This window comes from Microbacterium sp. NPDC087592 (genome assembly GCF_044743585.1).
Classification (GTDB): Bacteria; Actinomycetota; Actinomycetes; order Actinomycetales; family Microbacteriaceae; genus Microbacterium.
Genome location: NZ_JBIUWT010000002.1, coordinates 594,518 through 617,778, shown reverse-complemented (window position 1 = coordinate 617,778; position 23,261 = coordinate 594,518). Strand labels below are relative to the sequence as shown.

The following is a 23,261-nucleotide window of genomic DNA, read 5'->3' as shown; positions in this document are numbered from 1 at the left end:
TTATCGGGAGCCGTTCTCGCTCGTGGGAGCAGTGCTTGTGGCAGTGGCTCCTGCGGTGACTTCCTCGGTCGGAGGCTCGCTCACGTCCACGAAGTCAGAGGGATTGTTCTGCGATTGTACATCAGCGTCGGCGTCGACCTTCTCGCGGCCCGGCTGGTACGGCGACGGCTCGAGACCGGGGTGACGACGCGTCTGCACGACGAGGATCACGAGTCCGACGACGACTCCGATGATCGCTGCCCAGACGTTGCTGCGCAGCCCCAGGATGATCTCGCTCGGATCGATGCGGATCGACTCCCAGACGATGCGGCCCGCGCTGTACCAGATGAGGTAGATCGCGAACAGGCGACCCCACTGGAAGAAGAGCTTGCGGCCGAGCCACAGGAGGACCAGCACACCCAGACCGTTCCAGATGATCTCGTAGAGGAAGGTCGGGTGGAAGAGGGTGCCTTCCGGCAGACCGGCCGGGAACGCGGAGTTCGTGGACTCGATCTCCAGTCCCCACGGCAGGTCTGTGGGAAGGCCGAACAGTTCGTGGTTGAACCAGTTGCCGAAACGGCCCATGGCCTGAGCCAGCAGCAGACCGGGCGCCAGCGCGTCGGCGAACGTCCAGAAGCGGATGCCCGTCCAGCGGCAGCCGAGGTATGCGCCGATCGCGCCGCCGATGAGGGCGCCGAAGATCGCGATACCGCCCTCCCAGATGGCCCACACCGAACCGGGTTCGAACGGGTTCCAGGTGTTCCTGCCCTCGCCGAAGTAGAAGTTCGGGTGCGTGAGCACGTGGAAGATTCGGGCGCCGATGATCGCCAGCGGCACGGCGAGGATCGAGATGTCGATCACGACCCACGGCTCCGCTCCGCGCTTGGTCAGGCGGTAGTTGGTCAGCAGCGTCGCCGCGATGATGCCCGCGATGATGCACAGCGCGTAGAAGTGGATCCGTACGGGTCCGAGGTCGATGTACGACACCGGAGGGCTCGGGATGCTGGCGAGCACGCTGGTGACGGTGCTGGGGAACGCGAGTGACATGAGTGCGATTCTAGTTCTCGGTTTCGGGGCGCGCCGACGAGGTGCCGGCTGCCAGGTTTCGGGTGACTTCGGCGAGGGCGGGGACGCCGCCGTCACGGAGAGCGCGGACCAGTGCGGTCCCGACGATGGCGCCGTCGGCGTACTCCGAGACACCGGCGATCTGTTCGGCGGTGGAGATGCCGATGCCTACGCAGGCGCGGTGCGCTCCGTGTGCGCGGAGGCGTCCGACCAGGGTACGGGCGGCGCGGTCGAGTTCGGCGCGCTCTCCCGTGATTCCCATCGTCGAGACGGTGTAGACGAAACCGGTGGACGACTTCACCACCAGGTCGAGCCGCTCGTCGGAGGAGGTGGGGGCTGCGAGGAACACCCGATCGAGACCGGTCCGCTCACTGGCGGCGATCCACTCCCCTGCCGCGTCGGGGGTGATGTCGGGTGTGATGAGCCCCGCGCCGCCCGCGGCGAGCAGGTCGTCGGCATAGCGGTCGACGCCGTACTGCATGACCGGGTTCCAGTACGTCATCACGAGGACGGGTACGTCAGTGGCCGCGGTGATCGCACGGATCGCCGTGAAGAGGTCCGCCATCCGGAACCCCGCGGCGAGAGCCGTGGTGGTCGCTTCCTGGATGATCGCGCCGTCCATCACCGGGTCGCTGTACGGCGGGCCCAGCTCGATGATGTCGACGCCGTTCTCGGCGAGGGCGATGGCGGCCTGGATGCTGGTCTCGAGGTCGGGGAAACCGACCGGGAGGTATCCGACGAAGGCGCTGCGACCGGCGTCCTGTGCGCGCTGGATCGCCTGTTCGACGCGACTCATAGCTGAGGCTCCCCCTTCGAGGCCGTCTCTTCGGCCTCGCTCTCGTCGTCGACGTCGTGCGCGAGAGCCGCTTCGTCGTACAGCTCGAAGTAGCGCGCCGCGGTGTCCATGTCTTTGTCGCCGCGGCCGGAGAGACAGATCGCGATGAGGCCGTCCGGGCCGAGGTCACGCCCGATCCGCAGAGCGCCGGCGAGGGCATGCGCCGATTCGATGGCCGGGATGATGCCCTCCGTGCGGCTGAGCAGCCGCAGCGCCTGCATGGCCTCGTCATCGGTGGCCGGGATGTACTCGGCGCGTCCGATGTCGGCGAGCCACGAGTGCTCCGGACCGACTCCCGGATAGTCGAGCCCCGCGGAGATGGAGTGCGACTCGATCGTCTGGCCGTCTTCGTTCTGCAGCACGTAGGTCTTGGCACCGTGCAGCACGCCGGGTCGTCCGCGCTCGATCGAGGCCGCGTGCTTCTCGGTGTCGACGCCGTCACCGGCTGCCTCCACGCCGTAGAGCTTGACGCCCTCATCGTCGAGGAACGCGTCGAACATGCCGATGGCGTTGGAACCGCCACCCACGCACGCGACGACCGCATCCGGAAGCCGACCGACCTCGTCGAGCAGTTGCGCGCGGGCCTCTTCGCCGATGATCTTCTGGAAGTCGCGGACCATCGCCGGGAACGGATGCGGCCCGGCCGCGGTGCCGAAGATGTAGTTGGTCGTCTCGACCGACGCCACCCAGTCGCGGTAGGCATCGTTGATCGCATCCTTGAGCGTGCGCGAACCGGAGGTGACCGGGATGACCTCCGCGCCGAGCAGGCGCATGCGGGCGACGTTGAGTGCCTGACGCTCGGTGTCGACCTCGCCCATGTAGATCGTGCAGTCCAGACCGAACAGCGCCGCGGCCGTCGCCGTGGCGACACCATGCTGTCCGGCGCCGGTCTCGGCGATCACTCGCGTCTTGCCGAGCCGCTTCGTGAGCAGCGCCTGACCGAGCACGTTGTTGATCTTGTGCGACCCCGTGTGGTTCAGGTCTTCACGTTTGAGGAAGACGCGCGCACCCCCGGCATGCTCTGCGAACCGGGGCACCTCGGTGATCGCCGAGGGTCGGCCCGCATACGAGCTCAGGAGGTGTGCGAGCTCGTCCCGGAAGGCCGGGTCGACGATCGCCTCCTCGTACGCGACGGTCAGCTCATCGATCGCGGCGATGAGCGACTCGGGCATGAAGCGCCCGCCGAACTCGCCGAAGAAGGGGCCGTGCTGGTCGCGCAGGCTCATCATGCCTCCAGGAAACTCTTGAGGGTGGCGACGGGATCGCCGGTCACGAGCGCCTCGCCGATCAGGACGACGTCAGCGCCGGCGGAGCGGTAATGCACGACGTCGGAGGGCGTGAGAACCGCGGATTCGGCGATCTTCACCGCGGTCGTCGGGATGCGGTCGACCAGGCGTCCGAACAGGTCGCGGTCGAGCTCGAGGGTCTTCAGATCGCGGGCGTTCACACCGATCAGCGGTGCGCCCAGGTCGATCGCGGCCTCGAGCTCATCGGCCGAGTGCGTCTCGACGAGGGGTGTCATACCCAGCTCGCCGATGAAGCCGAACAGATCGCGAAGGACATCGGGTTCGAGACCGGCGACGATCAGCAGCACCAGATCAGCGCCCGCTGCCCGTGCCTCGAGCACCTGGTACCGGGTGGCGATGAAGTCCTTGCGCAGCACCGGCAGGGAAACCCGCGCCGTGACGGCCTCGAGGTCGGCGAGGCTGCCCCCGAAACGGCGCTCCTCGGTGAGCACGCTGATCGCCGAGGCTCCACCCGTCTCGTACAGGGATGCCTGCAGAGCAGGGTCGGGGATCTCGGCGAGTGCGCCACGCGACGGGCTCGCCCGCTTGACTTCGGCGATGATCTTGACGCGATCGGCGGGGGCGAGGAACGAGAGTGCATCCTTGGCGGCCGGGCGCGCGAGCGCCGCGCGTTCGACCGCATCCAGCGGGCGCGACAGAGCACGACGCTCAGCGTCTGCGACTGCGCCGGCCGTCAGGTCGGCGAGCACCATTAGTGCGCCTTCGGAGCGTACTTCGGACCCTTCACGCCGTAACCGGCCCTGGCCAGCACCCAACCCGCGATCGCACCGATCGGGACGAGCACCAGAGAGATCATGACGAGCACCGGCTGCTCGAAGCAGAATGCGACAGTCGCGGCGGCGACGCCGACCAGCATGATGACCACGGCGGTCCAGGCTGCAGGCGAGTGTCCGTGGCCGGGATCGGCGATCGGGTTGGTCATGTTCTCCTCCGGGGGACGACGTGCAGTTCGGAATCAGTCTATCGGGGTCAACGCGTCGGATCGGTTCCCCGGGACAGCTCGTCCCAGGAATCGACCGCGTCCACCGGGCCGTCGTGCGCGGCCTCGACGTGGTCGGTGCGGTACCGCCGCCCACCCGCCTTCCAGCCACGCCAAGTCGTGAGGACCACCACCGATGCGACGAGCAGGATCACCCATCCGACGAGGGCGATGTACGGCCACGCCGACGGCACGATGCTCGTGACGACCTCGTGGACAGCGCCACCACCGGCGAGACCCGTGACCTCGGTCACTGTCGCGGCGACGGCGTCGAACGGTTCGGTGAGGAGGAGCTGGATCGTCGACCAGCCGAGGAACAGCGCCGTCGCGGCCGCGAGCACGCCGAAGACGAGGCGCACGACCTTGCCGGAGATGGCGAGTGCCGCCCCGAGGGCGAGCACCGCGAGGCTGAGCGGAGCGAGCAGTACCAGGGCCGAGGCTCCCGGAACCAGGATCGCTTCGCCGGCATCCGCACGCTCCACCGTCAACCACGTCTGGGTCGACGAGATGATGCCGATCGCCCCGGCGAGCAGGAAGCCGGAGACAGAGAGCGAGCGACCGCGCTGCGCGATGCTCATGACTGATCCGCTCCCGTCGTCGCCTCGAGGTCGGTGGTGTCGAAACAGGTGCGCGTGCCGGTGTGACAGGCGGGGCCGGTCTGCGCGACCAGGAGCAGGATGGCGTCGCCGTCGCAGTCGAGGCGCGCCTCGTGAACCACCTGGATGTGGCCCGACGTGTCGCCCTTGCGCCAATACTCCTGGCGGGATCGGGACCAGTAGGTCGCCCGCCCTGAGGTCAGCGTGCGCCGCAGCGCCTCGGCATCGACCCACGCGAGCATCAGCACCTCATGCGTGTCGAACTGCTGCACGATCACCGGCGCGAGCCCGTCTGCGTTGAAGGCGACCTGGGCGATGCGCTCTTCCACGGAGGTCATCGGACCACCACCCCATCTGCGCGCAGGGCGTCCTTGACGTCGCCGACGGTGAGCGCCCCCGTGTGGAAGACGCTCGCCGCGAGCACGGCATCGGCTCCGGCCTTGATGGCCGGCGCGAAATCGGAGATCTGACCGGCACCGCCCGAAGCGATGACGGGCACGGAGGCCGCTTCCCGCATGAGCCGTACGAGCTCGAGGTCGAACCCGTCGCGCGTGCCGTCGGCATCGATCGAGTTGACCAGCAGCTCACCGGCGCCGCGCTCGACGGCCTCTCGCGCCCAGGCGACCGCGTCGAGGGTGGTCTGCGTGCGACCGCCGTGAGTCGTGACGACGAAGCCGGAGGGCGTGGTCGGCGCACGCTTCACGTCGAGCGACAGGACGAGCACCTGTGCACCGAAGCGGTCGGCGATCTCGCCGATCAGCTCGGGGCGTGCGATGGCGGCCGAGTTGACCCCCACCTTGTCGGCGCCGACCGAGAGCAGCCGGGCGACGTCTTCGGCGCTGCGCACTCCCCCGCCGACCGTGAGCGGCACGAAGACCTGCTCGGCGGTGCGCTGCACGACGTCGTAGGTCGTGGCTCGCGCATCGACCGTCGCGGTCACGTCGAGGAACGTGATCTCGTCGGCCCCCTGGGCCGCATAGTGCCTGGCGAGTTCTACCGGGTCACCCATGTCGCGCAGGTTCTCGAAGTTCACGCCCTTGACGACACGGCCTTCGGCCACATCCAGACACGGGATGACACGACTGGCGAGAGTCATCAGAGCCTCGCGTTGTGGATGGCGGTGACCAGGATGGCGCGAGCGCCGAGCGCATAGAGCGCATCCATGACCGGGTTGACCCGCGTGCGCGCGACCATGACGCGTACGGCCACCCATTCCGGGTCACGCAGCGGTGAGACGGTCGGCGACTCCACGCCACCGGCGATCTTCACGGCCTCATCGAGCAGAGCGACCGGCAGGTCGTAGTCGATCATCACGAAGCGGCGGGCGACCATGACGCCGCGAAGCCGGCGCAGGAGCGTCTCGGCACCCTCGGCATCGGTGGGGCCGGCGATGAGCACGGCCTCGGACTGCAGGATGACCGGACCGAAGACCTCGAGCCCGGCCTGGCGGAGTGTGGTCCCCGTCTCGACGACATCGGCGACCGCGTCGGCCACACCGAGTCGGACGGCCGATTCGACCGCTCCGTCGAGCGGAACGAGGTCTACCGCGATGTCGCGCTCGTCGAGGAACGCGTCGACCAGCCCCGGGTAGGAGGTGGCGATGCGCAGTCCGTCGAGCTCGGCCACGTCGGTGTAGCGACCGGTGGGTGCCGCGAAGCGGAACGTGGATCCCGCGAAGCCGAGAGCCTCGATCTCGCGTGCGCCGGGCATGCGGGCGTCGAGCAGCAGGTCACGACCCGTGATGCCCACATCGATCGCACCGGAACCGACGTAGGTCGCGATGTCCTTGGGGCGGAGGAAGAAGAACTCGACGTCGTTCTCGGCGTCGATGACATGCAGGGTCTTGGGGTCCCGGCGTCCGGCGTAGCCCGCCTCGGCGAGCATGTCGGCGGCGGTCTCGGAGAGCGAGCCCTTGTTGGGAACGGCGATGCGCAGCATGGAGTGCTTTCAGTTCGAGAGGAGAGGAACGGAGCGCATCACAGATGTCGGTAGACGTCTTGCAGGCTGAGACCCTTCGCGAGCATCATCACCTGGACGTGATAGAGGAGTTGCGAGATCTCCTCGGCGGCGGCCTCATCGGACTCGTACTCCGACGCCATCCACACCTCGGCGGCCTCTTCGACGATCTTCTTGCCGATCGTGTGCACGCCGCCCTCGAGCTCGGCGACCGTGCCCGATCCTTCGGGACGGGTCTCGGCCTTGACGCTGAGCTCGGCGAACAGCTCGTCGAAAGTCTTCACGATTCCAGGCTACCGGCTCGGGCGAGGTCTCTCAGCCGGGTGACGGCCGCCTCGATGTCGTCCGCGCCGTACACGGCCGAACCTGCGACGAAGGTGTCTGCTCCGGCGGCGGCGGCGTACTCGATCGTGCTGTCCGAGATACCGCCGTCGACCTGGAGCCAGACCGAGGAGCCGCGCCGACGCGCCTCCTCCGCCAGGGAGCGGAGCTTCGGCATCGTCTCGGGCATGAAGCTCTGTCCGCCGAATCCCGGCTCGACCGTCATCACGAGGATCTGATCGAACTCGTCGAGCACATCGAACAGCGAATCGACCGGGGTTCCCGGCTTCACCGCGACGCCGGCGCGGGAACCGATGTCGCGCAGGCGTCGGGCGAGGGCCACAGGATCGGCGGCGGCCTCGAGGTGGAACGTGACGCTCGCCGCGCCGATCTCGGCATACTCGGGTGCCCAGCGCTCCGGGTCGGTGATCATCAGGTGCACGTCGAGCGGGATCGGGCTGGTCGCCTGGATGCGCTCGACCATCTGGGGTCCGAACGTCAGATTGGGCACGAAGTGGTTGTCCATCACGTCGACGTGCGCGAAGTCTGCTGTCGCGATGCGGGCGAGGTCCGCCTGCATGTTCACGAAGTCGGCGGCGAGGATGCTGGGGTTGATGCGCGGTGCGCGAGGCAGATCCACGGTCCTAGTCTTCCTTCCCTGTGGTGTTGACGGTTGCGGAGCGCTGCAGGAGCGCGAGGAACATCGCGTCGGTGCCGTGTCGATGCGGCCAGAGCTGTGCGCTGCCGGAACCGGAGCGCCCCTCGGTCGCGAGGTCGATCGGCGACCGCGAGACGTCGGCGATCGCTGCGCGCGCATCGAGCTCGACGATGTCGGTGCGCCCGCGCAGCACCTCCTGCACGACGCCCGTGGTCTCGGCGAGGTGGGGCGAGCATGTGACGTATGCGACGATCCCGCCCGGGGCGAGCGCGTCGAGCGCGGCGGAGAGCAGCTCCACCTGGAGCGGTACGAGCTCGGCCACGTCGGCTGGCGACTTGCGCCACCGAGCCTCGGGCCGGCGGCGCAGCGCACCCAAGCCCGTGCAGGGCGCGTCCACGAGGATCCGGTCGAACTCGCCGGCACGCGAGGCCGCGATCTCGCGGCCGTCCTGCTCGTGCACCACGATCTCGCCGGGGACAGCGCGGAGCGCCTTGCGCACCAGGCGCGCGCGGACGGGGACGACCTCGTTGGCCTCGAGGACGACATCCTTCTCGAGCGCGATCGCCGCCAGGAGCGCGGTCTTCCCACCCGGGCCGGCACAGAGATCGAGCCACCGCTCCCCCGCGGCGATCGGTGAGACTCCGGCCAGGGCGAGCGCGACGAGCTGGGAGCCCTCGTCCTGCACGCGCACCGTGCCGCCGGAGGCCTCGACCGACAGACGCGGATCGCCACCGGGAGAGGCGAAGGCCGTCGGCGCGTAGGGCAGACGAGGTTCGCCGGGCTCCGCGAGACCGGGCAGGGCGACGAGCGTCACATCGGGCGAGGCGTTGTCGGCCTCGAGGAGGGCGCCGAGCTCGGCGTCGCGACCTTCCGCCGCAAGGGCGCGACGGAGCGCCCGGATCACCCAGACCGGATGTGCGGAACGCAGCGCCAGGCGCTCGTCGTCGGAGCGCGCCTGCTCTTCGATGCGCTCCTGCCAGGCCTCCGCCGAATCCCGGGTGATGCGCCGCAGAACCGCATTCGCGAAACTCGACGCTCCGCGACCTGATTCGATGGCGACCAGGTTCACCGACTCGTTCACCGCGGCGTGCGAGGCGACACGTGTCGCGAGCAGCTGGTGCACCGCGAGCCGGAGCGCATCGAGAACCGCCGGGTCGATGCCGTCTGTCGCACGATCTGCCGCCGAGGCGATGATCGCGTCATAGGTCCCGAGCCGTCGCAGGGTCCCATAGGTCAGCTCGGTCGCGAGCGCCGCGTCCTGAGCGGTGAGCTTCGCGTCGGCGATGGCCGAGGGAAGCACGAGGTTCGCGTACGCGTCGGTCTCGGAGACGGCACGAAGCACGTCGTAGGCCACCCGTCTCGCGGGCTGCACGGTGCGAGCGGGACCGCGCTGACCGCCGCGATGCCCCTCCGCCGAGCTCTGGGAGCCGCGCGGTCGACCGTTCGACGGCGTGCTTCGACGGTTGCGTCGCTCGTCGCTCATGATCCGGCCACCAGCTCATCTCCCCCGCGCAGGCCGCGCCACCAGTCGACCGCGTTCATCGCTCCCTTGCCCGCAGGCTGCACCCTCGTGACGGCGAGTGCCCCGGTGCCCGTGCCGATGTGGAGAGCGGTCTTGGTACCCCGGAGTCGTCCGGGGGGCAGCGATTCGGCATCCGTTGCCGGAGCCGCCTCGAGTACCTTGAGGGGCTGACCGGCGACGGTCGTGTGCGCTCCCGGCTCGGGAGTCACGCCGCGGAATCGGGCGAACACGGCGTCGAGCGGCTGGTCCCAATCGAGCAGTCCGTCGGCGAGCGTGAGCTTGGCGGCGAAGGTCGGCTCGCCCTGCTGCGGAACCGCCCGCGCCGTGCCGTCCGCGACCGCGGAGACCACATCGGCCGTGAGGTCTGCTCCGTCCAGCGCGAGCGCCTCGAGCGCCTCTCCTGCGGTCGCCGTCTCGGGAACGTCAATCGCCCGCATGGCGAATACGTCACCAGCATCCAGCTCGGCGACGAGCTGGAACACGCTCGCACCGAGCACCCGATCGCCCGCGATGAGCGCGCGCTGCACGGGGGCGGCTCCCCGCCATGCGGGCAGCAGAGAGAAGTGCAGGTTGATCCACCCGGCGGTCGGGGCGGAGAGCAGCGGCTCGCGCACCAGCCCGCCGTACGCGACGATCACTCCGAGCTCGACCTGCAGCGCCGAGATCTCGGCTGTCGCGGCCTCGTCGAGCCGCGCCGTCTTGATCACGGGAAGACCCAGCTCGACGGCGGCCTGGGCGACCGGAGACGGCGTCAGCACCCGCCTTCTCCCGAGCGGGGCATCGGGTCGCGTGACGACCGCGGCGATGTCGTGCGAGGTCGCGAGACGTCGCAGGGTGGGCACGGCGGCAGCGGGTGTGCCGGCGAAGACGAGGCGCATGAAGGTTCTCCGGAAGGGTCAGAGCTCTGGTTCGAGGATATCGAGGCGGACGGAGAGCGTGCTCTTGGTCGCACGCCCCTTTCGGCGGCGGCCGCTCACTGCTTCGGCGACGACAGCGGCGCGCAGGGCGGTCGCCACGCGAGGGCCCGAGCCGTAGTCGAACCTCACGAGCGCTCGCACCCGAGGGGGAATGTCGTCGGACTCGATGGGCACAGGGCCGAGTACGGCATCCCCGGGTAGGGCGAGCTCGGTGAGGGCGGCGAGAGCGTTCGCGACCGCCGGAACCGCGCCCTGGACCAGAGCCACTCTGGTCGTCGGGGGCATGTGCAGCGGCGCCCTGCTCTCCAGCTCAGACCGCGCGTGGCCTGCCTGGTTCCAGGTCGCAAGTGCCTTCGCCGCCGCACCGTTGACCCCGACGAGATGGATCGGCGCGCCGGGCGCGGCCAGGGCGGTCGCGTTCGACCACCATCGCAGACAGGATTCCGCGACGCGCAGGTCGGGCGCCTGGAGCATGCGAGGGCCGTCGAGGAGGACGACGGCACGGTATCCGCCCTCCGCGATCGGCTCCGCGCCGCGGGTCGCGACCACGAGCGCGGGTTTGGCCGGCACGCGCTCGACCGGGTGCGCACTGTCGGCGACGATCACGCGTACACCCGGGAACGCCCGCCCGAGCTCGTCGGCGGTGCGCTCGCTCCCTGAGGAGGCGAGTCGCAGCTTGGTCGAGGAGCACGCAGGGCACGCCCAGGCGCTGGCTGCCCGGCCACACCAGCCGCACACGGGCACTGCACCCCGATGCTTCGCTCCGAGCGGGCCGCCGCAGTGGGCGCATCGCGCCGGCGCGCGGCACTCGGCACAGACGAGCGAGGGCGAGAAGCCGGGTCGCGAGACCTGAACGAGCACCGGCCCCTCGGCCGCTGCGGTGCGCGCGGCGAGGAAGGCGGAGGACGGCATCCGCTGGGCCGTCGGCTGCTCCATCTCCTGCGGTGTGCTGAGCACGACGCGAGGAAGCACGCGGCGTGCCGCCCTCACATCCTGCAGCCAGCCGAGAACCACGAGGCGCTCCACATCCGTGGTGCGGGTGTGTCCCGCGAAGAGCAGCGCCGACCCCTCGAGCTCTTGTCGAAGGAGAGCCGCGTCGCGAGCGTTGACATACGGAGCGAGCGGCTCCCCCAGGAGCGGATCGCCGTCGTCCCAGATCGCGACCATCCCCGCCACGACCGGGGAGTACACGGCCGAGCGGTTGCCCACCACGATGCACGGCGCATCCTCGAGCGTGCGCAGGAATCCGCGGTAGCGGTCGGGATTCGTCTGCCGGGAGTCGTGGCGCACGACCGCTCCGGTGGGGACGAGAGCGTCGAGCGCCGCGAGGAGCCGGTCCAGATCACGGCTGTCGGGGACGACGATGATCGACGACTTGCCCGCCCCGAGCATCCGGGCCGCGGAAGATGCCAGCAGTCGGGCCCACCCCTGCAGGCCATCGACGAGCTGAGGAATCGCCTCCACGGCGGCGCGTCCGCCCGAGTCGAGCACGGCCCCGAGGCCCTCGTACAGTCCGACGGTGCCCTCGGCCACCGCGAGCGCCTCCGGGTCGGGCGTCTCCGCCGGCGCATCGGCGGTCCACGCCTTCTCGACACGCACCTGACGCTTGGGGATCACCAGACGCAGCACATCCGAGGCAGAGCCGGCTGCCCGGTCGGCCACCCGGCGCGCGAGCGTGTGCAGACGTTCCGGCAGGACCGGGACCTCCGACACGACGCTCTCCACCTCGGAGAGCGGGCGGTCCGCGTCGTCCTCGGTGCCGATCTCGACGACGTAGCCGTCGATCACGCGCCCAGCGGTGCGCAGCGGCACGCGGACCCGAACCCCGAGCGGGACGTCGCCCAGTTCTGCAGGGAGCGCGTAGTCGAAGAGCCGATCGAGTTGAGGCAGCGGGGAATCGAGGAGCACGCGCGCGATGCGCCGGCTCTCCGGAGACATCAGGACCGCGGTCCCATCAGAGCCCGGCAGCGCGGCGCAGTTCTTCGACGCGGTCGGTGCGCTCCCACGTGAAATCAGGGAGTTCTCGACCGAAGTGACCGTACGCGGCCGTCTGGGCGTAGATCGGACGCAGCAGGTCGAGCTGCTCGATGATCGCCTGCGGACGCAGATCGAACACCGACGTGATCGCCTGTGTGATGACCTCGTCGGACACCTTGCCGGTGCCGAAGGTCTCGACGTAGAGACCGACCGGACGAGCGACACCGATCGCATAGGCGATCTGCAGCTCGAGCCGGTCAGCGAGTCCCGCCGCCACCGCGTTCTTCGCCACCCATCGGGTCGCGTAGGCGCCGGAGCGGTCGACCTTCGACGGGTCCTTGCCGCTGAAGGCTCCTCCGCCGTGGCGGGAGGCGCCACCGTAGGTGTCGATGATGATCTTGCGGCCGGTGAGCCCGGCGTCTCCCTTGGGGCCACCGGTCACGAAGGGACCGGCCGGGTTGATGTAGAGGGTGACGTCGTCGAGGTCGAGACCGGTCGTGGCCAGCACGGGGTCGATGACGTGCTCGCGAACCTGCGCCTGCAGGTCTTCCTGCGAGATGTCGGGGTGATGCTGTGTCGAGACCACGACGGCGTCGACCGTCTTCGGGGTGAAGCCGTCGTAACCGAGGGTCACCTGGGTCTTGCCGTCGGGGCGGAGGAACGGCAGAACACCGGAGCGGCGTACCTCCGTCAGCCGCTCGGCGAGCCGGTGCGCGGTCCACGCGGCCATCGGCATGAGCTGCGGCGTCTCGTTCGTCGCGAAGCCGAACATGATGCCCTGGTCGCCGGCGCCGAGGGCGTCGAGCGGATCGACCGACGATCCGTCGCGGTGCTCCTGAGCGCTGTCGACGCCGTGGGCGATGTCGGTCGACTGCTCGCCCACCGAGACACTGACACCGCAGGAGTCGCCGTCGAAGCCGGTCTCACTGGATGTGTAGCCGATGCCGTTCACGACCTGGCGGACGATCGTGGGGATGTCGACGTAGGCCTCGGTGCGGATCTCGCCGGCGACGTGCACGAGGCCCGTTGTGACCAGCGTCTCGACCGCCACGCGGGAGTCTCTGTCCTTGGCGATGAGCCCGTCGAGGATGCTGTCCGAGATCTGATCGCAGATCTTGTCCGGATGCCCCTCGGTGACGGACTCGGACGTGAACAGACGCAGGGCGCTCATCGAAACTCCAGAACGGGACGGACAGAGGGAGGGTGTTGCACCCATTCTGGACCGCGCCTCCGACAGAAGGGAGGCGCGGCCTCGAATATCACTCTGCGTGACGCAGGCGGAGCTTGTCCTCGTTGATCTCGTGCAGTGCGATGGTGAGCGGCTTGTCCTCGACGGAGGAGTCGACCAGCGGGCCCACGTTGTCGAAGAGGTTGCCCTCGTGCAGATCGGAGTAGTAATCGTTGATCTGGCGCGCGCGCTTGGCGGCGTAGATCACGAGCTCGTACTTGGAGTCGACGCGGTCGAGCAGGTTGTCGATGGGGGGATCGATGATGCCGTTGTTGTGTCCGGCCATGGTGAGACCTCCTGGTCAGGCGACGGGATCGTCGCGAAGTCGGTGCGAAATGGCGCGCGAAGACGCTCAGCGCGCAGAGCTTGAAGACAATTCTACGACCTCGCGGGCCGCCGTGGCGACGTCCTCGTTCACGATGAGGTGATCGAACTCGTTTTGAGCGGCGAGTTCGCCCTTCGCGGTGCGCAGTCGACGGGCGCGCTCCTCGGCATCCTCGGTGCCACGGCCGACCAGCCGGTGCACCAGTTCGTCCCAGCTCGGAGGCAGCAGGAAGATGAGCGTCGCGGCGGGTTCTGCGGCGCGCACCTGACGAGCGCCCTGCAGGTCGATCTCGAGCAGCACGGTCTTGCCTGCGGCCAGAGCCTCGTCGATGGGCCCCCGCGGCGTGCCGTAGCGCGACTTGTTGTGGACCACCGCGTACTCGAGGAGTTCCCCGTCGGCGATCAGCCGATCGAACTCCGCGTCGTCGACGAAGTAGTAGTGCACGCCGTGGATCTCGCCGGGGCGCGGGGGCCGTGTGGTCGCTGACACCGAGAGGTGGATCTCCGGGTTGTGCTCGCGGATGTGCGCGGCGACCGTGCCCTTGCCGACCGCGGTGGGGCCGGCGAGCACGAGGAGTCGACTCCGCGCTCCTCGCGCGCTCGGCGCGGGGAAGCGCGTGTCGAGCCATTCCTCGAGTACCCGGCGCTGACGAGCTCCGAGACCACCGAGGCGCTTGACCGGAGAGATCTGCAGCTCCTCCAGTACCCGGTCGCGCTTGCCGGCACCGATCGCGGGGAGAGCGAGGAGGAAGTCGGTGATGCGCATCGATCCCTCGACGGAGTCGGCATCCGCGGTGGCGCGGTGCAGAACGGTCTGCGGGGTCACCACCCGCATCGTGAGATCGCGCTTCACCGAAGCCCTGGCGCGCCGCCGCTCCACGGCGCGGCGTGCCGCAGCAGCCCTGTCGACTTCGGGAACCGTGCGCTGCGCGTCAGACACCGGCCACCTCGAGGTACTCGGCGGCGCGTGCGGTGATCGCCACGGCCAGATCCGCGGGACCCGCCGAGAGGATGCTGCGGCTCTCGCTCGCGATCACCGCTTCCGACATCGGGCCGAAGCGGCGACGCAGGTCGGCCGGCGTGGCCCCCTGGGCGCCGAAGCCGGGAGCGAGGATGGGAGCTGCTGGGGAGAAGGGTTCGATGCCGGCCAGGGTCCAGTCGACGGTCGCGCCGATCACGAAACCGAAGCTCCCCCACTCCCCTGCCGCTGACTCCGCGGCGTTGCGAGCGGAGACCTCGCTGATGACAGCGGCGGACACCGTCGCACCCGTCGAGCCGGTGGAGCGCTGCAGGAGTTCGGCCTCGGGGTTGCTGGTCGCGGCGAGCACGAACAGCCCCTTGCCGTGGTCGGCGGCCAGCGCAAATGCCCCGTCGAGAGCACCGACTCCGAGGAACGGGTTGACCGTGAGCGCGTCGGCCTCCAGTGGCGAACCCGGAGTCAGCCACGCACGCGCGTAGTCGTCCATCGTCGAACCGATGTCTCCCCGCTTGGCGTCGGCGATCACGACGAGACCGGCCGCGCGTGCCGCTGCGAGAACATCTTCGAGTGCGGCGATGCCCTGGGAGCCGAAGCGCTCGAAGAACGAGACCTGGGGCTTGACGATGCCCACCCGCCCGGAAGCGGCCTCGACCGTGCGCAGGCCGAACTCGCGGACGCCCTGCGCATCGTCGCTCAGCCCCCACGCCGCGAGCAACGCGGCGTGGGGGTCGATGCCGACGCAGAGCGGTCCGCGTTCGTGCAGCGCCGCGCGGACTCGCTCGCCGAAGCGTGCGCTCACAGTGCCGCCTTCCGCTCCAGCGCGTACTCCTGGAGGCTCTTGACCTGGAAGCCCTCGTGGGCCGCGTCCATGCCGCTCACCGCGGCGCCGAGCACGGCCATGGTCGTGAACAGGGCCTTGTCAGCGGCGACCGCTGCCGCGCGGATCTCATACCCGTCGGCACGGGCCGCCCCGCCAGACGGGGTGTTCACGACGATGTCGATCGCCCCCTCGTTGATGAGGTCGACGATGTTCTTCGCCCCGGACTCCTGCGTCGCACTGAACTTCTCGACGACGGTCACGGCGATGCCGTTACGGGAGAGGATCTCGGCGGTGCCCTCGGTCGCGACGATCGTGAAGCCCAACTGCTGCAGTCGGTGCGCAGGCAGGATCACGGCGCGCTTGTCCGAGTCGGCGACCGAGATGAACACGGTGCCCGAGGTGGGCATGCCGCCGTAGGCCGCGGCCTGGCTCTTCGCGAACGCCGTCGGGAAGTCGCGGTCGATGCCCATGACCTCACCGGTGGAGCGCATCTCCGGGCCGAGGATCGAGTCGACCGTCTTGCCGTCGGCCGTACGGAACCGCTTGAACGGGAGCACGGCCTCCTTGACCGACACCGGGGCGTCGAGCGGAACGCGGGATCCGTCCTGCTCGGGCAGCATGCCCTCGGCGCGCAGCTCGGCGATCGTGGAACCGGTCATCACACGGCTCGCGGCCTTGGCCATCGGGATGCCGAGCGCCTTGGAGACGAAGGGCACGGTCCGGCTGGCGCGGGGGTTCGCCTCGATGACGTAGAGCACACCGGCACTGATGGCGAACTGCACGTTCAGCAGTCCGCGCACGCCGACGCCCTTCGCGATGGCCAGAGTGGCCTCGCGCACGCGGTCCACATCGGTGCGGCCGAGCGAGACCGGAGGCAGGGTGCAGCTCGAGTCGCCGGAGTGGATGCCGGCCTCTTCGAGGTGCTCCATGACGCCGCCGATGTACAGATCGGTGCCGTCGTAGAGCGCGTCCACGTCGAGTTCGATCGCGTCGTCGAGGAAGCGGTCGACCAGGAGCGGCTTGCCCTCCTCGATGACGACCTCGCCCGCGGTGCGCACGAAGTAGTCACGCAGCGACGCGGTGTCGTAGACGATCTCCATGCCGCGTCCGCCGAGCACGAAGCTCGGGCGCACCAGCACCGGGTAGCCGATCTCCTCGGCGATGCGCACGGCGCCCTCGACGTCGATCGCGGTGCCGTTTCGCGGCGCCACGAGCCCTGCCTCGTCGAGCAGACGGGAGAAGAGCTCGCGCTCCTCGGCCAGGTCGATCGCCTCGGGGCTGGTGCCGAGCACCGTGTACCCGGCTGCCTCGATGCCCTTCGCGAGCCCGAGCGGCGTCTGGCCGCCGAGCTGGCACACGACGCCGAGGATGGTTCCGCTCGCGGCTTCCGCGTCGAGCACCTCCAGCACGTCTTCGAGCGTCAGCGGCTCGAAGTACAGGCGGTCGGAGGTGTCGTAGTCGGTCGACACGGTCTCCGGGTTGCAGTTGACCATCACGGTCTCGAAGCCGGCGTCCGACAGCGCGAACGAGGCGTGCACGCACGAGTAGTCGAATTCGACGCCCTGACCGATGCGGTTCGGGCCCGAGCCGATGATGACGACCTTGGTCCGCTCGGACGGTGCCACCTCGGTCTCGAAGTCGTAGCTCGAGTAGTGGTACGGCGTGAGAGCCGGGAACTCGCCGGCGCAGGTGTCGACCGTCTTGTACACCGGGCGGATGCCGAGGCCGTGGCGGACGCCGCGCACCTCTGCCTCGTTCGTGCCGCGGATCTCGGCGAGCTGCGCGTCGGAGAAGCCGTGCTCCTTGGCGTACCGGAGGGTCGCGGCGTCGAGCTCGGGAGCCGTGCGCACGATCTCGGCGACCTCGTTGATCAGCACGATCTGGTCGAGGAACCACGGGTCGATCGCCGTCGCGTCGAAGGCCTGCTCGACGGTCGCTCCCTTGCGCAGCGCCTGCTGCAGCGTCACGATCCGGCCGTCGGTCGGGATCTTCGAGATCTCGAGGAGTTCCTCCACCGAGCGCTCCTCCGGGCCCCAGTGGAAGCTGGATCCGCGCTTCTCCAGCGAGCGGAGTGCCTTCTGCAGCGCGGTCGCGTAGTTGCGGCCGATCGCCATCGCCTCGCCCACCGACTTCATGGTCGTGGTCAGCGTCGCGTCGGCCGCCGGGAACTTCTCGAACGCGAAGCGCGGCACCTTGACCACGACGTAGTCGAGCGTGGGCTCGAAGCTCGCCGGAGTCACACCCGTGATGTCGTTCGGAATCTCGTCGAGGCGGTAGCCGAGCGCGAGCTTGGCCGCGAGCTTGGCGATCGGGAATCCCGTCGCCTTCGAGGCCAGGGCGCTGGAGCGCGAGACGCGCGGGTTCATCTCGATGACGATGATGCGGCCGTTCGACGGGTCCACCGCGAACTGGATGTTGCAGCCACCGGTGTCGACGCCGACGGCACGGATGATGTCGATGCCGATGTCGCGCATCTTCTGGTACTCGCGGTCGGTGAGGGTCAGCGCGGGCGCGACCGTGATCGAGTCACCCGTGTGCACGCCGACCGGGTCGACGTTCTCGATGGAGCAGACCACGACCGTGTTGTCGGCCGTGTCGCGCATGAGCTCGAGTTCGTACTCCTTCCAGCCGAGGATGGACTCCTCCAGGAGCACCTCGGTGGTGGGCGAGTCGCGCAGGCCCGCACCGGCGATGCGACGCAGGTCGCTCTCGTCGTACGCGAAGCCGGACCCCAGGCCGCCCATCGTGAAGCTCGGGCGGACCACGAGCGGGTAGCCGAGCTCGTCGGCGGCCGCGAGAACCTCGTCCATCGTGTGGGCGATGCGGGAATCCGCCACGTCGGCACCGGCATCGAGGACCAGCTGCTTGAAGATCTGGCGGTCCTCGCCCTTGTTGATCGCCTCGAAGTTCGCGCCGATGAGCTCGACGTCGTACTTCTCGAGGATTCCGTGGTTGTGCAGTTCGATCGCCGCGTTCAGCGCGGTCTGGCCGCCGAGGGTCGGGAGGATCGCGTCGGGGCGCTCCTTGGCGATGATCGTCTCGATGACCTGCCAGGTGATCGGCTCGATGTAGGTCGCGTCGGCGAAGTCAGGGTCGGTCATGATCGTGGCCGGGTTGGAGTTGACCAGGATGACCCGGACACCCTCTTCACGGAGCACGCGGCACGCCTGGGTGCCGGAGTAGTCGAACTCGCAGGCCTGACCGATGACGATCGGGCCGGAGCCGATGACGAGGACGGAGTTGATGTCGTCGCGCTTGGGCATTACTTGGAGTCCTTCTGGCTGGCGATGACCAGGTCGCGGAACCTGTCGAAGAGGTAGTTGGCGTCGTGCGGGCCGGCCGCCGCCTCGGGGTGGTACTGCACCGAGAAGGCCGGGATGTCGAGGGCGCGGAGGCCCTCGACGACGTTGTCGTTGAGGCCGACGTGACTGACCTCGACCTTGCCGTAGCCGTTCGGGCTGTCGAAGGAGCCCTCCAGGGGCGCCTCGACCGCGAAGCCGTGGTTGTGGGCCGTGATCTCGACCTTGCCGGTCTGCTTGTCGAGCACCGGCTGGTTGATACCGCGGTGGCCGAAGGGCAGCTTGTAGGTGCCGAGACCGAGCGCGCGGCCGAGCAGCTGGTTGCCGAAGCAGATGCCGAAGAACGGGAGGCCGTCATCGAGCACCGAGCGGAGCAGCTCGATGTGGTCGCCGGAGGCCGCGGGGTCACCCGGGCCGTTCGAGTAGAAGACCGCCACGGGGTCGATCGCCCGGATCTCGTCGATCGTGACATCCTGCGGAAGCACGTGCACCTCGAAGCCGCGGGCGGCGAGGTTGTCGATCGTCGCCTGCTTCACGCCGAGGTCGAGGACGGCGAGGTTGCCGATCCGGTTGCCCATCGCCGTCGTGACGGTCGCGACGTCGACCGAGACCTCGGCGGAGAGGTTGCGTCCCGCCATCTCGGGCGCTTCGCGGACGATGCGCACCTGCTCCTCCGGGTCGAGGGCGGCATCCGGGCCGGAGAAGATACCGCCGCGCATGGAGCCGGCCGAACGGATGTGGCGGGTGATCGCCCGGGTGTCGATGCCGCTGATGCCCACGATGCCGTCTTCGACGAGCACGTCGTCGAGCGAGGCGTTCGCACGCCAGTTGGAGACCACACGCGAGGGGTCGCGCACGATGTATCCGGAGACCCAGATGCGACGGGATTCCGCATCCTCGTCGTTCATGCCGGTGTTGCCGATGTGCGGTGCCGTCTGCAGGACGATCTGGCCCGCGTAGGAGGGGTCGGTGATCGTCTCCTGGTAACCGGACATGCCGGTCGCGAAGACGACCTCGCCCAGCGTGCGCCCGCGGGCGCCGTAGGCGCGTCCGGTGTGGCGGGTGCCGTCTTCCAGGACGAGGACGGCGGGATCGGGGAGCTGGGCCGCGGGGGCCTGTCCGGGGGGTGTCGAGAGTGTCATGACGTTGCTCCTGTGTCGGGGGCGGCGGGGACGAGCCGCTGCAGGTCGGAGATGAGAGTCCGCGGGTCGCCGGTGGCGAGCCGCAGGTAGCTGTCGACGATCGTGTCGTCGTCGATGTTCCAGGCGATGCGCACGAGGCCACCGGGCTCGACGACCCGGTCGATCGTGACCGTGGCGCGGTCGACGGCGACGAGCCGGGCGCTCGCGAGGAACACCGTCGGCTCGCCGTCGAGGCAGAGGGCGATGCCGCGATCCGTGAGGGCGAGTTCGCCGCGGGCCCGGTACGCGAGAGGCGACACCGCCAGACGCTCGAGCGGCTGCTCGTGCCGTGTCGTCGACACGTACAGCACCTCGTCGCGGCGGGAGACCTCCGCGTGCTCCGGAACCCCCAGCGGGGCCGTGAACACGGAGTCGCGGCGGATTCGTCGTCGCCAGGCGAAGAGCATTGTGAGCAGCACCAGGAGCGCGACCGCGATCGTGATCGCGACGGCGAGATCCCGAGCGCTCATGCGCCGAGCTCCTCGACGACGCTGCCGCCGTCGACCGTGAGGACGCCGCCGTGGATCGTGTACTCGACCCGTCCGGGAAGAGCCCTGCCGAGGTACGGCGAGTTCACACTGCGGCCGTGCAGATCCGCTTCGGTGAAGACGCCGTCGACGGAGGCGTCGTAGAGCGTGATCTGGGCGGGCTGACCGACCTCGAGCGGAGTGCCGTGACCGGCGAGGCTGCCGATACGCGCCGGCGTCGCGCTCATCACCCGTGCGACATCGGACCACTCCAGCAGCCCGGTCTGCACCATCGACTGGTGCACGACGCGCAGCGCGCTCTCGAGGCCCACCATGCCGTTCGCGGCAGCCTGCCACTCGCACGCCTTGTGCTCGCTCGGGTGCGGGGCGTGGTCGGTGGCCACGATGTCGATCGTGCCGTCGGCGAGGCCCTCGCGCACGGCGAGCACATCCTCTTCCCGGCGCAGCGGGGGGTTGACCTTGTACCGCGCGTCGTATCCGCGCACCAGCTCGTCGGTCAGCAGCAGGTGATGAGGGGTGACCTCAGCCGTGACATCGATGCCGCGCTTCTTGGCCCAGCGGATGATGTCCACCGACCCCGCGGTCGAGAGGTGGCACACGTGCAGGCGCGAGCCGACATGCTCCGCGAGCAGCACGTCGCGGGCGATGATCGACTCTTCGGCGACGGCGGGCCAGCCTGCGAGGCCCAGCTCTGCCGAGACCGTGCCCTCGTTCATCTGGGCGCCCTCGGTGAGGCGTGGATCCTGCGCGTGCTGGGCGATGACTCCCCCGAAGGACTTCACATACTCCAGCGCACGACGCATGATCAGCGGGTCGAACACGCAGAAGCCGTCGTCGCTGAAGACGCGGACCTGCGCGCGGGAGGTCGCCATGGCGCCCAGCTCGGCGAGACGCTCGCCCTTCTGGCCGACGGTGACCGCGCCGATGGGCTGCACGGTGGCGTAGCCGGCTGCTTCACCGAGGGCGAGCTCCTGCTCGACCACACCCGCGGTGTCGGCGACCGGCGAGGTGTTGGGCATGGCGAAGACGGCCGTGAAGCCGCCGGCGGCCGCAGCCCTCGTGCCGGTGAGGATCGTCTCGGACGCTTCGTAGCCCGGTTCGCGCAGATGCGTGTGCAGGTCGACGAGTCCGGGCAGCGCGACGAGTCCCGCCGCGTCGACGACGCGCGCGCCGGAGCGGCTCAACCCGCTGCCGATCTCGGCGATCCGGCCGTCCTCGATGATGATGTCGGCGCTCTCGGCACCGAGAAGCTGTGCGCCGGTGATGACGAGGGTCTCGTTCACAGGTCTCCCCCTCGTTCGTCGTCTCGTTCTCCTGCCAGAAGCAGGTACAGCACCGCCATGCGGACGGACACCCCGTTCGTGACCTGTTCCAGCACCGTCGAACGGGGGGAATCGGCTGCTTCCGACGAGATCTCCAGTCCCCGGTTCATGGGTCCGGGGTGCATCACAATGCTACCGCCCGGAAGAGCCGCCACTCGCCGCGCGTCCAGCCCCCAGCGGCGGGAATACTCCCGCTCAGTCGGGAAATACGCGGCGTTCATCCGTTCGAGCTGGATGCGCAGCATCATCACCGCGTCCGGCTCGTCCGCCAGCGCGTGATCGAGGTCGTACACGACCCGGACCGGCCAGAGCGAGACGTTCTGCGGAACCAGCGTCGGCGGAGCCACCAGGGTGACCTCGGCGCCGAGCGTGGTGAGCAGCCAGACGTTCGAGCGGGCGACCCGTGAGTGCAGGACGTCGCCCACGATCACGACGCGAATTCCGCTCAGGTCCTGGCCGCGGCTGTCGGCGCCGAACCGGCGCTTGCGGATCGTGAAGGCGTCGAGCAGCGCCTGCGTCGGATGCTCGTGGGTGCCGTCGCCGGCATTCACGACCCCCGCCGAGATCCACCCGCTGGTCGCGAGGGTCTGTGGCGCACCGGAGCCCGGGTGACGGACCACGACCGCATCGGCACCGATCGCCTCGAGCGTCTGCGCGGTGTCCTTCAGGCTCTCGCCCTTCGAGACGCTGGAGCCCTTCGCGGCGAAGTTGATGACATCGGCGGAGAGTCGCTTGGCGGCGGCTTCGAACGAAATGCGCGTGCGCGTCGAGTCCTCGAAGAAGAGGTTGACGACCGTCTTGCCCCGCAGGGTCGGGAGCTTCTTGACCTCGCGCGACTGCGTGTCGGACATGTCTTCGGCGACGTCGAGGATGCGCAGGGCAGTGGTCCTGTCGAGGGTGCGTGTGTCGAGGAGGTGTCTCATTCGCCGATCGTCACCTCCTCGGCCCCGTCGTTCTCGAGGAGGCGCACGTTGACCCGTTCGGTGCGGGCGGAGGGGATGTTCTTGCCGATGAAGTCCGGCCGGATCGGAAGCTCACGGTGCCCACGGTCCACGAGGATCGCGAGGCGCACGACGGTGGGGCGTCCGATGGACTGGATCGCGTCGAGAGCGGCGCGGATGCTGCGACCGGAGAAGAGCACGTCGTCGACGAGGACGACGGTCTTGCCGTCGATGCCGCCCACAGGGATCTCGGTCGGCTGCGGAGAACGGGTCGGGTGCTTGGCGAGGTCATCGCGGAACAGCGTGACATCGAGCGATCCGACCGGGACGGACTGCTGTGCGATCTCGCTGATCAGCAGGCCGAGTCGGTGGGCGAGAGTGACGCCCCGGGTCGGAATGCCCAGCAGGACGAGGCTCTCGGCGCCTCGATTGGACTCGAGGATCTCGTGCGCGATCCGGGTCAGCGCTCGTGAGATGTCGGCTTCGTGCAGCACGGTGCGCATGCTCATCGGCCGCTCCCTTCTCCGCCTCACAGGACGGTGTTAAAGGTTGTTTGTCATGCCAGTG

The 23,261-nt window shown here is 69.2% G+C and carries 24 protein-coding genes; all 24 read right to left on the bottom strand.

Features of this window, described 5'->3' with window-relative positions:
• Positions 1–1,026: a prolipoprotein diacylglyceryl transferase gene (gene lgt, locus ACIOTO_RS15905; RefSeq protein WP_262000945.1), complete on the bottom strand. Its 1,026-nt coding sequence runs from the start codon at positions 1,024–1,026 to the stop codon at positions 1–3.
• 10 nt (positions 1,027–1,036) lie between these two features.
• Positions 1,037–1,840: a tryptophan synthase subunit alpha gene (gene trpA / locus ACIOTO_RS15900; protein ID WP_029263370.1), complete on the bottom strand. Its 804-nt coding sequence runs from the start codon at positions 1,838–1,840 to the stop codon at positions 1,037–1,039.
• The gene (gene trpB, locus ACIOTO_RS15895) at positions 1,837–3,105 is read right to left on the bottom strand and encodes a tryptophan synthase subunit beta (protein WP_029273873.1); all 1,269 of its coding nucleotides are present in this window, start codon (positions 3,103–3,105) and stop codon (positions 1,837–1,839) included. Before trpB ends, trpA begins: the two co-directional genes overlap by 4 nt.
• A complete protein-coding gene (gene trpC / locus ACIOTO_RS15890; protein ID WP_400858601.1) occupies positions 3,105–3,875 on the bottom strand; it encodes an indole-3-glycerol phosphate synthase TrpC in 771 nt (256 codons plus the stop codon). Before trpC ends, trpB begins: the two co-directional genes overlap by 1 nt.
• 2 nt (positions 3,876–3,877) lie before the next feature.
• Positions 3,878–4,108: an HGxxPAAW family protein gene (locus tag ACIOTO_RS15885; protein ID WP_029263367.1), complete on the bottom strand. Its 231-nt coding sequence runs from the start codon at positions 4,106–4,108 to the stop codon at positions 3,878–3,880.
• Positions 4,109–4,155: 47 nt separating this feature from the next.
• Positions 4,156–4,743 (bottom strand): Trp biosynthesis-associated membrane protein, encoded by a 588-nt coding sequence (locus ACIOTO_RS15880; protein WP_105709944.1) that lies wholly within the window; start codon positions 4,741–4,743, stop codon positions 4,156–4,158.
• The gene (gene hisI / locus ACIOTO_RS15875) at positions 4,740–5,099 is read right to left on the bottom strand and encodes a phosphoribosyl-AMP cyclohydrolase (protein ID WP_029263365.1); all 360 of its coding nucleotides are present in this window, start codon (positions 5,097–5,099) and stop codon (positions 4,740–4,742) included. Before hisI ends, ACIOTO_RS15880 begins: the two co-directional genes overlap by 4 nt.
• Positions 5,096–5,857 carry an imidazole glycerol phosphate synthase subunit HisF gene (gene hisF, locus ACIOTO_RS15870; RefSeq protein WP_372466803.1) on the bottom strand — a complete coding sequence of 254 codons (762 nt, stop codon included), beginning with the start codon at positions 5,855–5,857 and terminating at the stop codon, positions 5,096–5,098. Before hisF ends, hisI begins: the two co-directional genes overlap by 4 nt.
• Entirely contained in the window at positions 5,857–6,699 is an 843-nt protein-coding gene (gene hisG, locus ACIOTO_RS15865) for an ATP phosphoribosyltransferase (protein ID WP_029263363.1), read from the bottom strand. The genes hisF and hisG overlap by 1 nt, the downstream gene beginning before the upstream one ends.
• Positions 6,700–6,737: 38 nt before the next feature.
• Complete coding sequence (locus ACIOTO_RS15860; protein WP_400858541.1) at positions 6,738–7,001, bottom strand: phosphoribosyl-ATP diphosphatase; 264 nt, start codon at positions 6,999–7,001, stop codon at positions 6,738–6,740.
• The gene (gene rpe, locus ACIOTO_RS15855; RefSeq protein WP_105709946.1) at positions 6,998–7,678 is read right to left on the bottom strand and encodes a ribulose-phosphate 3-epimerase; all 681 of its coding nucleotides are present in this window, start codon (positions 7,676–7,678) and stop codon (positions 6,998–7,000) included. Before rpe ends, ACIOTO_RS15860 begins: the two co-directional genes overlap by 4 nt.
• Positions 7,679–7,682: 4 nt before the next feature.
• Complete coding sequence (locus tag ACIOTO_RS15850) at positions 7,683–9,179, bottom strand: RsmB/NOP family class I SAM-dependent RNA methyltransferase (RefSeq protein WP_372466802.1); 1,497 nt, start codon at positions 9,177–9,179, stop codon at positions 7,683–7,685.
• Positions 9,176–10,096: a methionyl-tRNA formyltransferase gene (gene fmt, locus ACIOTO_RS15845; RefSeq protein WP_400858540.1), complete on the bottom strand. Its 921-nt coding sequence runs from the start codon at positions 10,094–10,096 to the stop codon at positions 9,176–9,178. The genes ACIOTO_RS15850 and fmt overlap by 4 nt, the downstream gene beginning before the upstream one ends.
• Positions 10,097–10,114: 18 nt before the next feature.
• Positions 10,115–12,073: a primosomal protein N' gene (locus ACIOTO_RS15840; protein ID WP_400858539.1), complete on the bottom strand. Its 1,959-nt coding sequence runs from the start codon at positions 12,071–12,073 to the stop codon at positions 10,115–10,117.
• A 16-nt stretch (positions 12,074–12,089) separates the two neighbouring features.
• Positions 12,090–13,283, bottom strand: coding sequence for a methionine adenosyltransferase (metK, locus tag ACIOTO_RS15835; protein ID WP_400858538.1), 1,194 nt, complete (start codon positions 13,281–13,283; stop codon positions 12,090–12,092).
• An 88-nt stretch (positions 13,284–13,371) separates the two neighbouring features.
• On the bottom strand, positions 13,372–13,626 hold the full coding sequence (gene rpoZ, locus ACIOTO_RS15830; protein WP_017204385.1) for a DNA-directed RNA polymerase subunit omega: 255 nt from the start codon (positions 13,624–13,626) through the stop codon (positions 13,372–13,374).
• Positions 13,627–13,692: 66 nt separating this feature from the next.
• Complete coding sequence (gmk, locus tag ACIOTO_RS15825; protein WP_029263357.1) at positions 13,693–14,604, bottom strand: guanylate kinase; 912 nt, start codon at positions 14,602–14,604, stop codon at positions 13,693–13,695.
• Complete coding sequence (gene pyrF, locus ACIOTO_RS15820; RefSeq protein WP_400858537.1) at positions 14,597–15,442, bottom strand: orotidine-5'-phosphate decarboxylase; 846 nt, start codon at positions 15,440–15,442, stop codon at positions 14,597–14,599. Before pyrF ends, gmk begins: the two co-directional genes overlap by 8 nt.
• Positions 15,439–18,726: a carbamoyl-phosphate synthase large subunit gene (carB, locus tag ACIOTO_RS15815; protein ID WP_400858536.1), complete on the bottom strand. Its 3,288-nt coding sequence runs from the start codon at positions 18,724–18,726 to the stop codon at positions 15,439–15,441. The genes pyrF and carB overlap by 4 nt, the downstream gene beginning before the upstream one ends.
• Entirely contained in the window at positions 18,726–19,904 is a 1,179-nt protein-coding gene (carA, locus tag ACIOTO_RS15810) for a glutamine-hydrolyzing carbamoyl-phosphate synthase small subunit (protein ID WP_400858535.1), read from the bottom strand. The genes carB and carA overlap by 1 nt, the downstream gene beginning before the upstream one ends.
• On the bottom strand, positions 19,901–20,413 hold the full coding sequence (locus tag ACIOTO_RS15805) for a hypothetical protein (protein ID WP_029263353.1): 513 nt from the start codon (positions 20,411–20,413) through the stop codon (positions 19,901–19,903). The genes carA and ACIOTO_RS15805 overlap by 4 nt, the downstream gene beginning before the upstream one ends.
• Positions 20,410–21,714: a dihydroorotase gene (locus ACIOTO_RS15800; protein ID WP_400858534.1), complete on the bottom strand. Its 1,305-nt coding sequence runs from the start codon at positions 21,712–21,714 to the stop codon at positions 20,410–20,412. Before ACIOTO_RS15800 ends, ACIOTO_RS15805 begins: the two co-directional genes overlap by 4 nt.
• Positions 21,711–22,676, bottom strand: a complete 966-nt coding sequence (locus ACIOTO_RS15795) for an aspartate carbamoyltransferase catalytic subunit (protein ID WP_400858533.1) — start codon at positions 22,674–22,676, stop codon at positions 21,711–21,713. The genes ACIOTO_RS15800 and ACIOTO_RS15795 overlap by 4 nt, the downstream gene beginning before the upstream one ends.
• A complete protein-coding gene (gene pyrR, locus ACIOTO_RS15790) occupies positions 22,673–23,203 on the bottom strand; it encodes a bifunctional pyr operon transcriptional regulator/uracil phosphoribosyltransferase PyrR (RefSeq protein ID WP_400858532.1) in 531 nt (176 codons plus the stop codon). Before pyrR ends, ACIOTO_RS15795 begins: the two co-directional genes overlap by 4 nt.
• Positions 23,204–23,261 lie beyond the last annotated feature (58 nt).

Coding starts and splice junctions, on each gene's coding strand:
- rpoZ (WP_017204385.1), bottom strand. CDS start 13,626: ATGGCCGGACACAACAACGGCATCATCGATCCCCCCATCGACAACCTG.
- lgt (WP_262000945.1), bottom strand. CDS start 1,026: ATGTCACTCGCGTTCCCCAGCACCGTCACCAGCGTGCTCGCCAGCATC.
- metK (WP_400858538.1), bottom strand. CDS start 13,283: ATGAGCGCCCTGCGTCTGTTCACGTCCGAGTCCGTCACCGAGGGGCAT.
- ACIOTO_RS15850 (WP_372466802.1), bottom strand. CDS start 9,179: ATGAGCGACGAGCGACGCAACCGTCGAAGCACGCCGTCGAACGGTCGA.
- trpA (WP_029263370.1), bottom strand. CDS start 1,840: ATGAGTCGCGTCGAACAGGCGATCCAGCGCGCACAGGACGCCGGTCGC.
- ACIOTO_RS15805 (WP_029263353.1), bottom strand. CDS start 20,413: ATGAGCGCTCGGGATCTCGCCGTCGCGATCACGATCGCGGTCGCGCTC.
- carA (WP_400858535.1), bottom strand. CDS start 19,904: ATGACACTCTCGACACCCCCCGGACAGGCCCCCGCGGCCCAGCTCCCC.
- pyrR (WP_400858532.1), bottom strand. CDS start 23,203: ATGAGCATGCGCACCGTGCTGCACGAAGCCGACATCTCACGAGCGCTG.
- ACIOTO_RS15795 (WP_400858533.1), bottom strand. CDS start 22,676: ATGAGACACCTCCTCGACACACGCACCCTCGACAGGACCACTGCCCTG.
- trpB (WP_029273873.1), bottom strand. CDS start 3,105: ATGAGCCTGCGCGACCAGCACGGCCCCTTCTTCGGCGAGTTCGGCGGG.
- hisF (WP_372466803.1), bottom strand. CDS start 5,857: ATGACTCTCGCCAGTCGTGTCATCCCGTGTCTGGATGTGGCCGAAGGC.
- hisG (WP_029263363.1), bottom strand. CDS start 6,699: ATGCTGCGCATCGCCGTTCCCAACAAGGGCTCGCTCTCCGAGACCGCC.
- carB (WP_400858536.1), bottom strand. CDS start 18,726: ATGCCCAAGCGCGACGACATCAACTCCGTCCTCGTCATCGGCTCCGGC.
- fmt (WP_400858540.1), bottom strand. CDS start 10,096: ATGCGCCTCGTCTTCGCCGGCACACCCGCTGCCGCCGTGCCCACCCTG.
- ACIOTO_RS15840 (WP_400858539.1), bottom strand. CDS start 12,073: ATGTCTCCGGAGAGCCGGCGCATCGCGCGCGTGCTCCTCGATTCCCCG.
- ACIOTO_RS15880 (WP_105709944.1), bottom strand. CDS start 4,743: ATGAGCATCGCGCAGCGCGGTCGCTCGCTCTCTGTCTCCGGCTTCCTG.
- ACIOTO_RS15885 (WP_029263367.1), bottom strand. CDS start 4,108: ATGACCAACCCGATCGCCGATCCCGGCCACGGACACTCGCCTGCAGCC.
- hisI (WP_029263365.1), bottom strand. CDS start 5,099: ATGACCTCCGTGGAAGAGCGCATCGCCCAGGTCGCCTTCAACGCAGAC.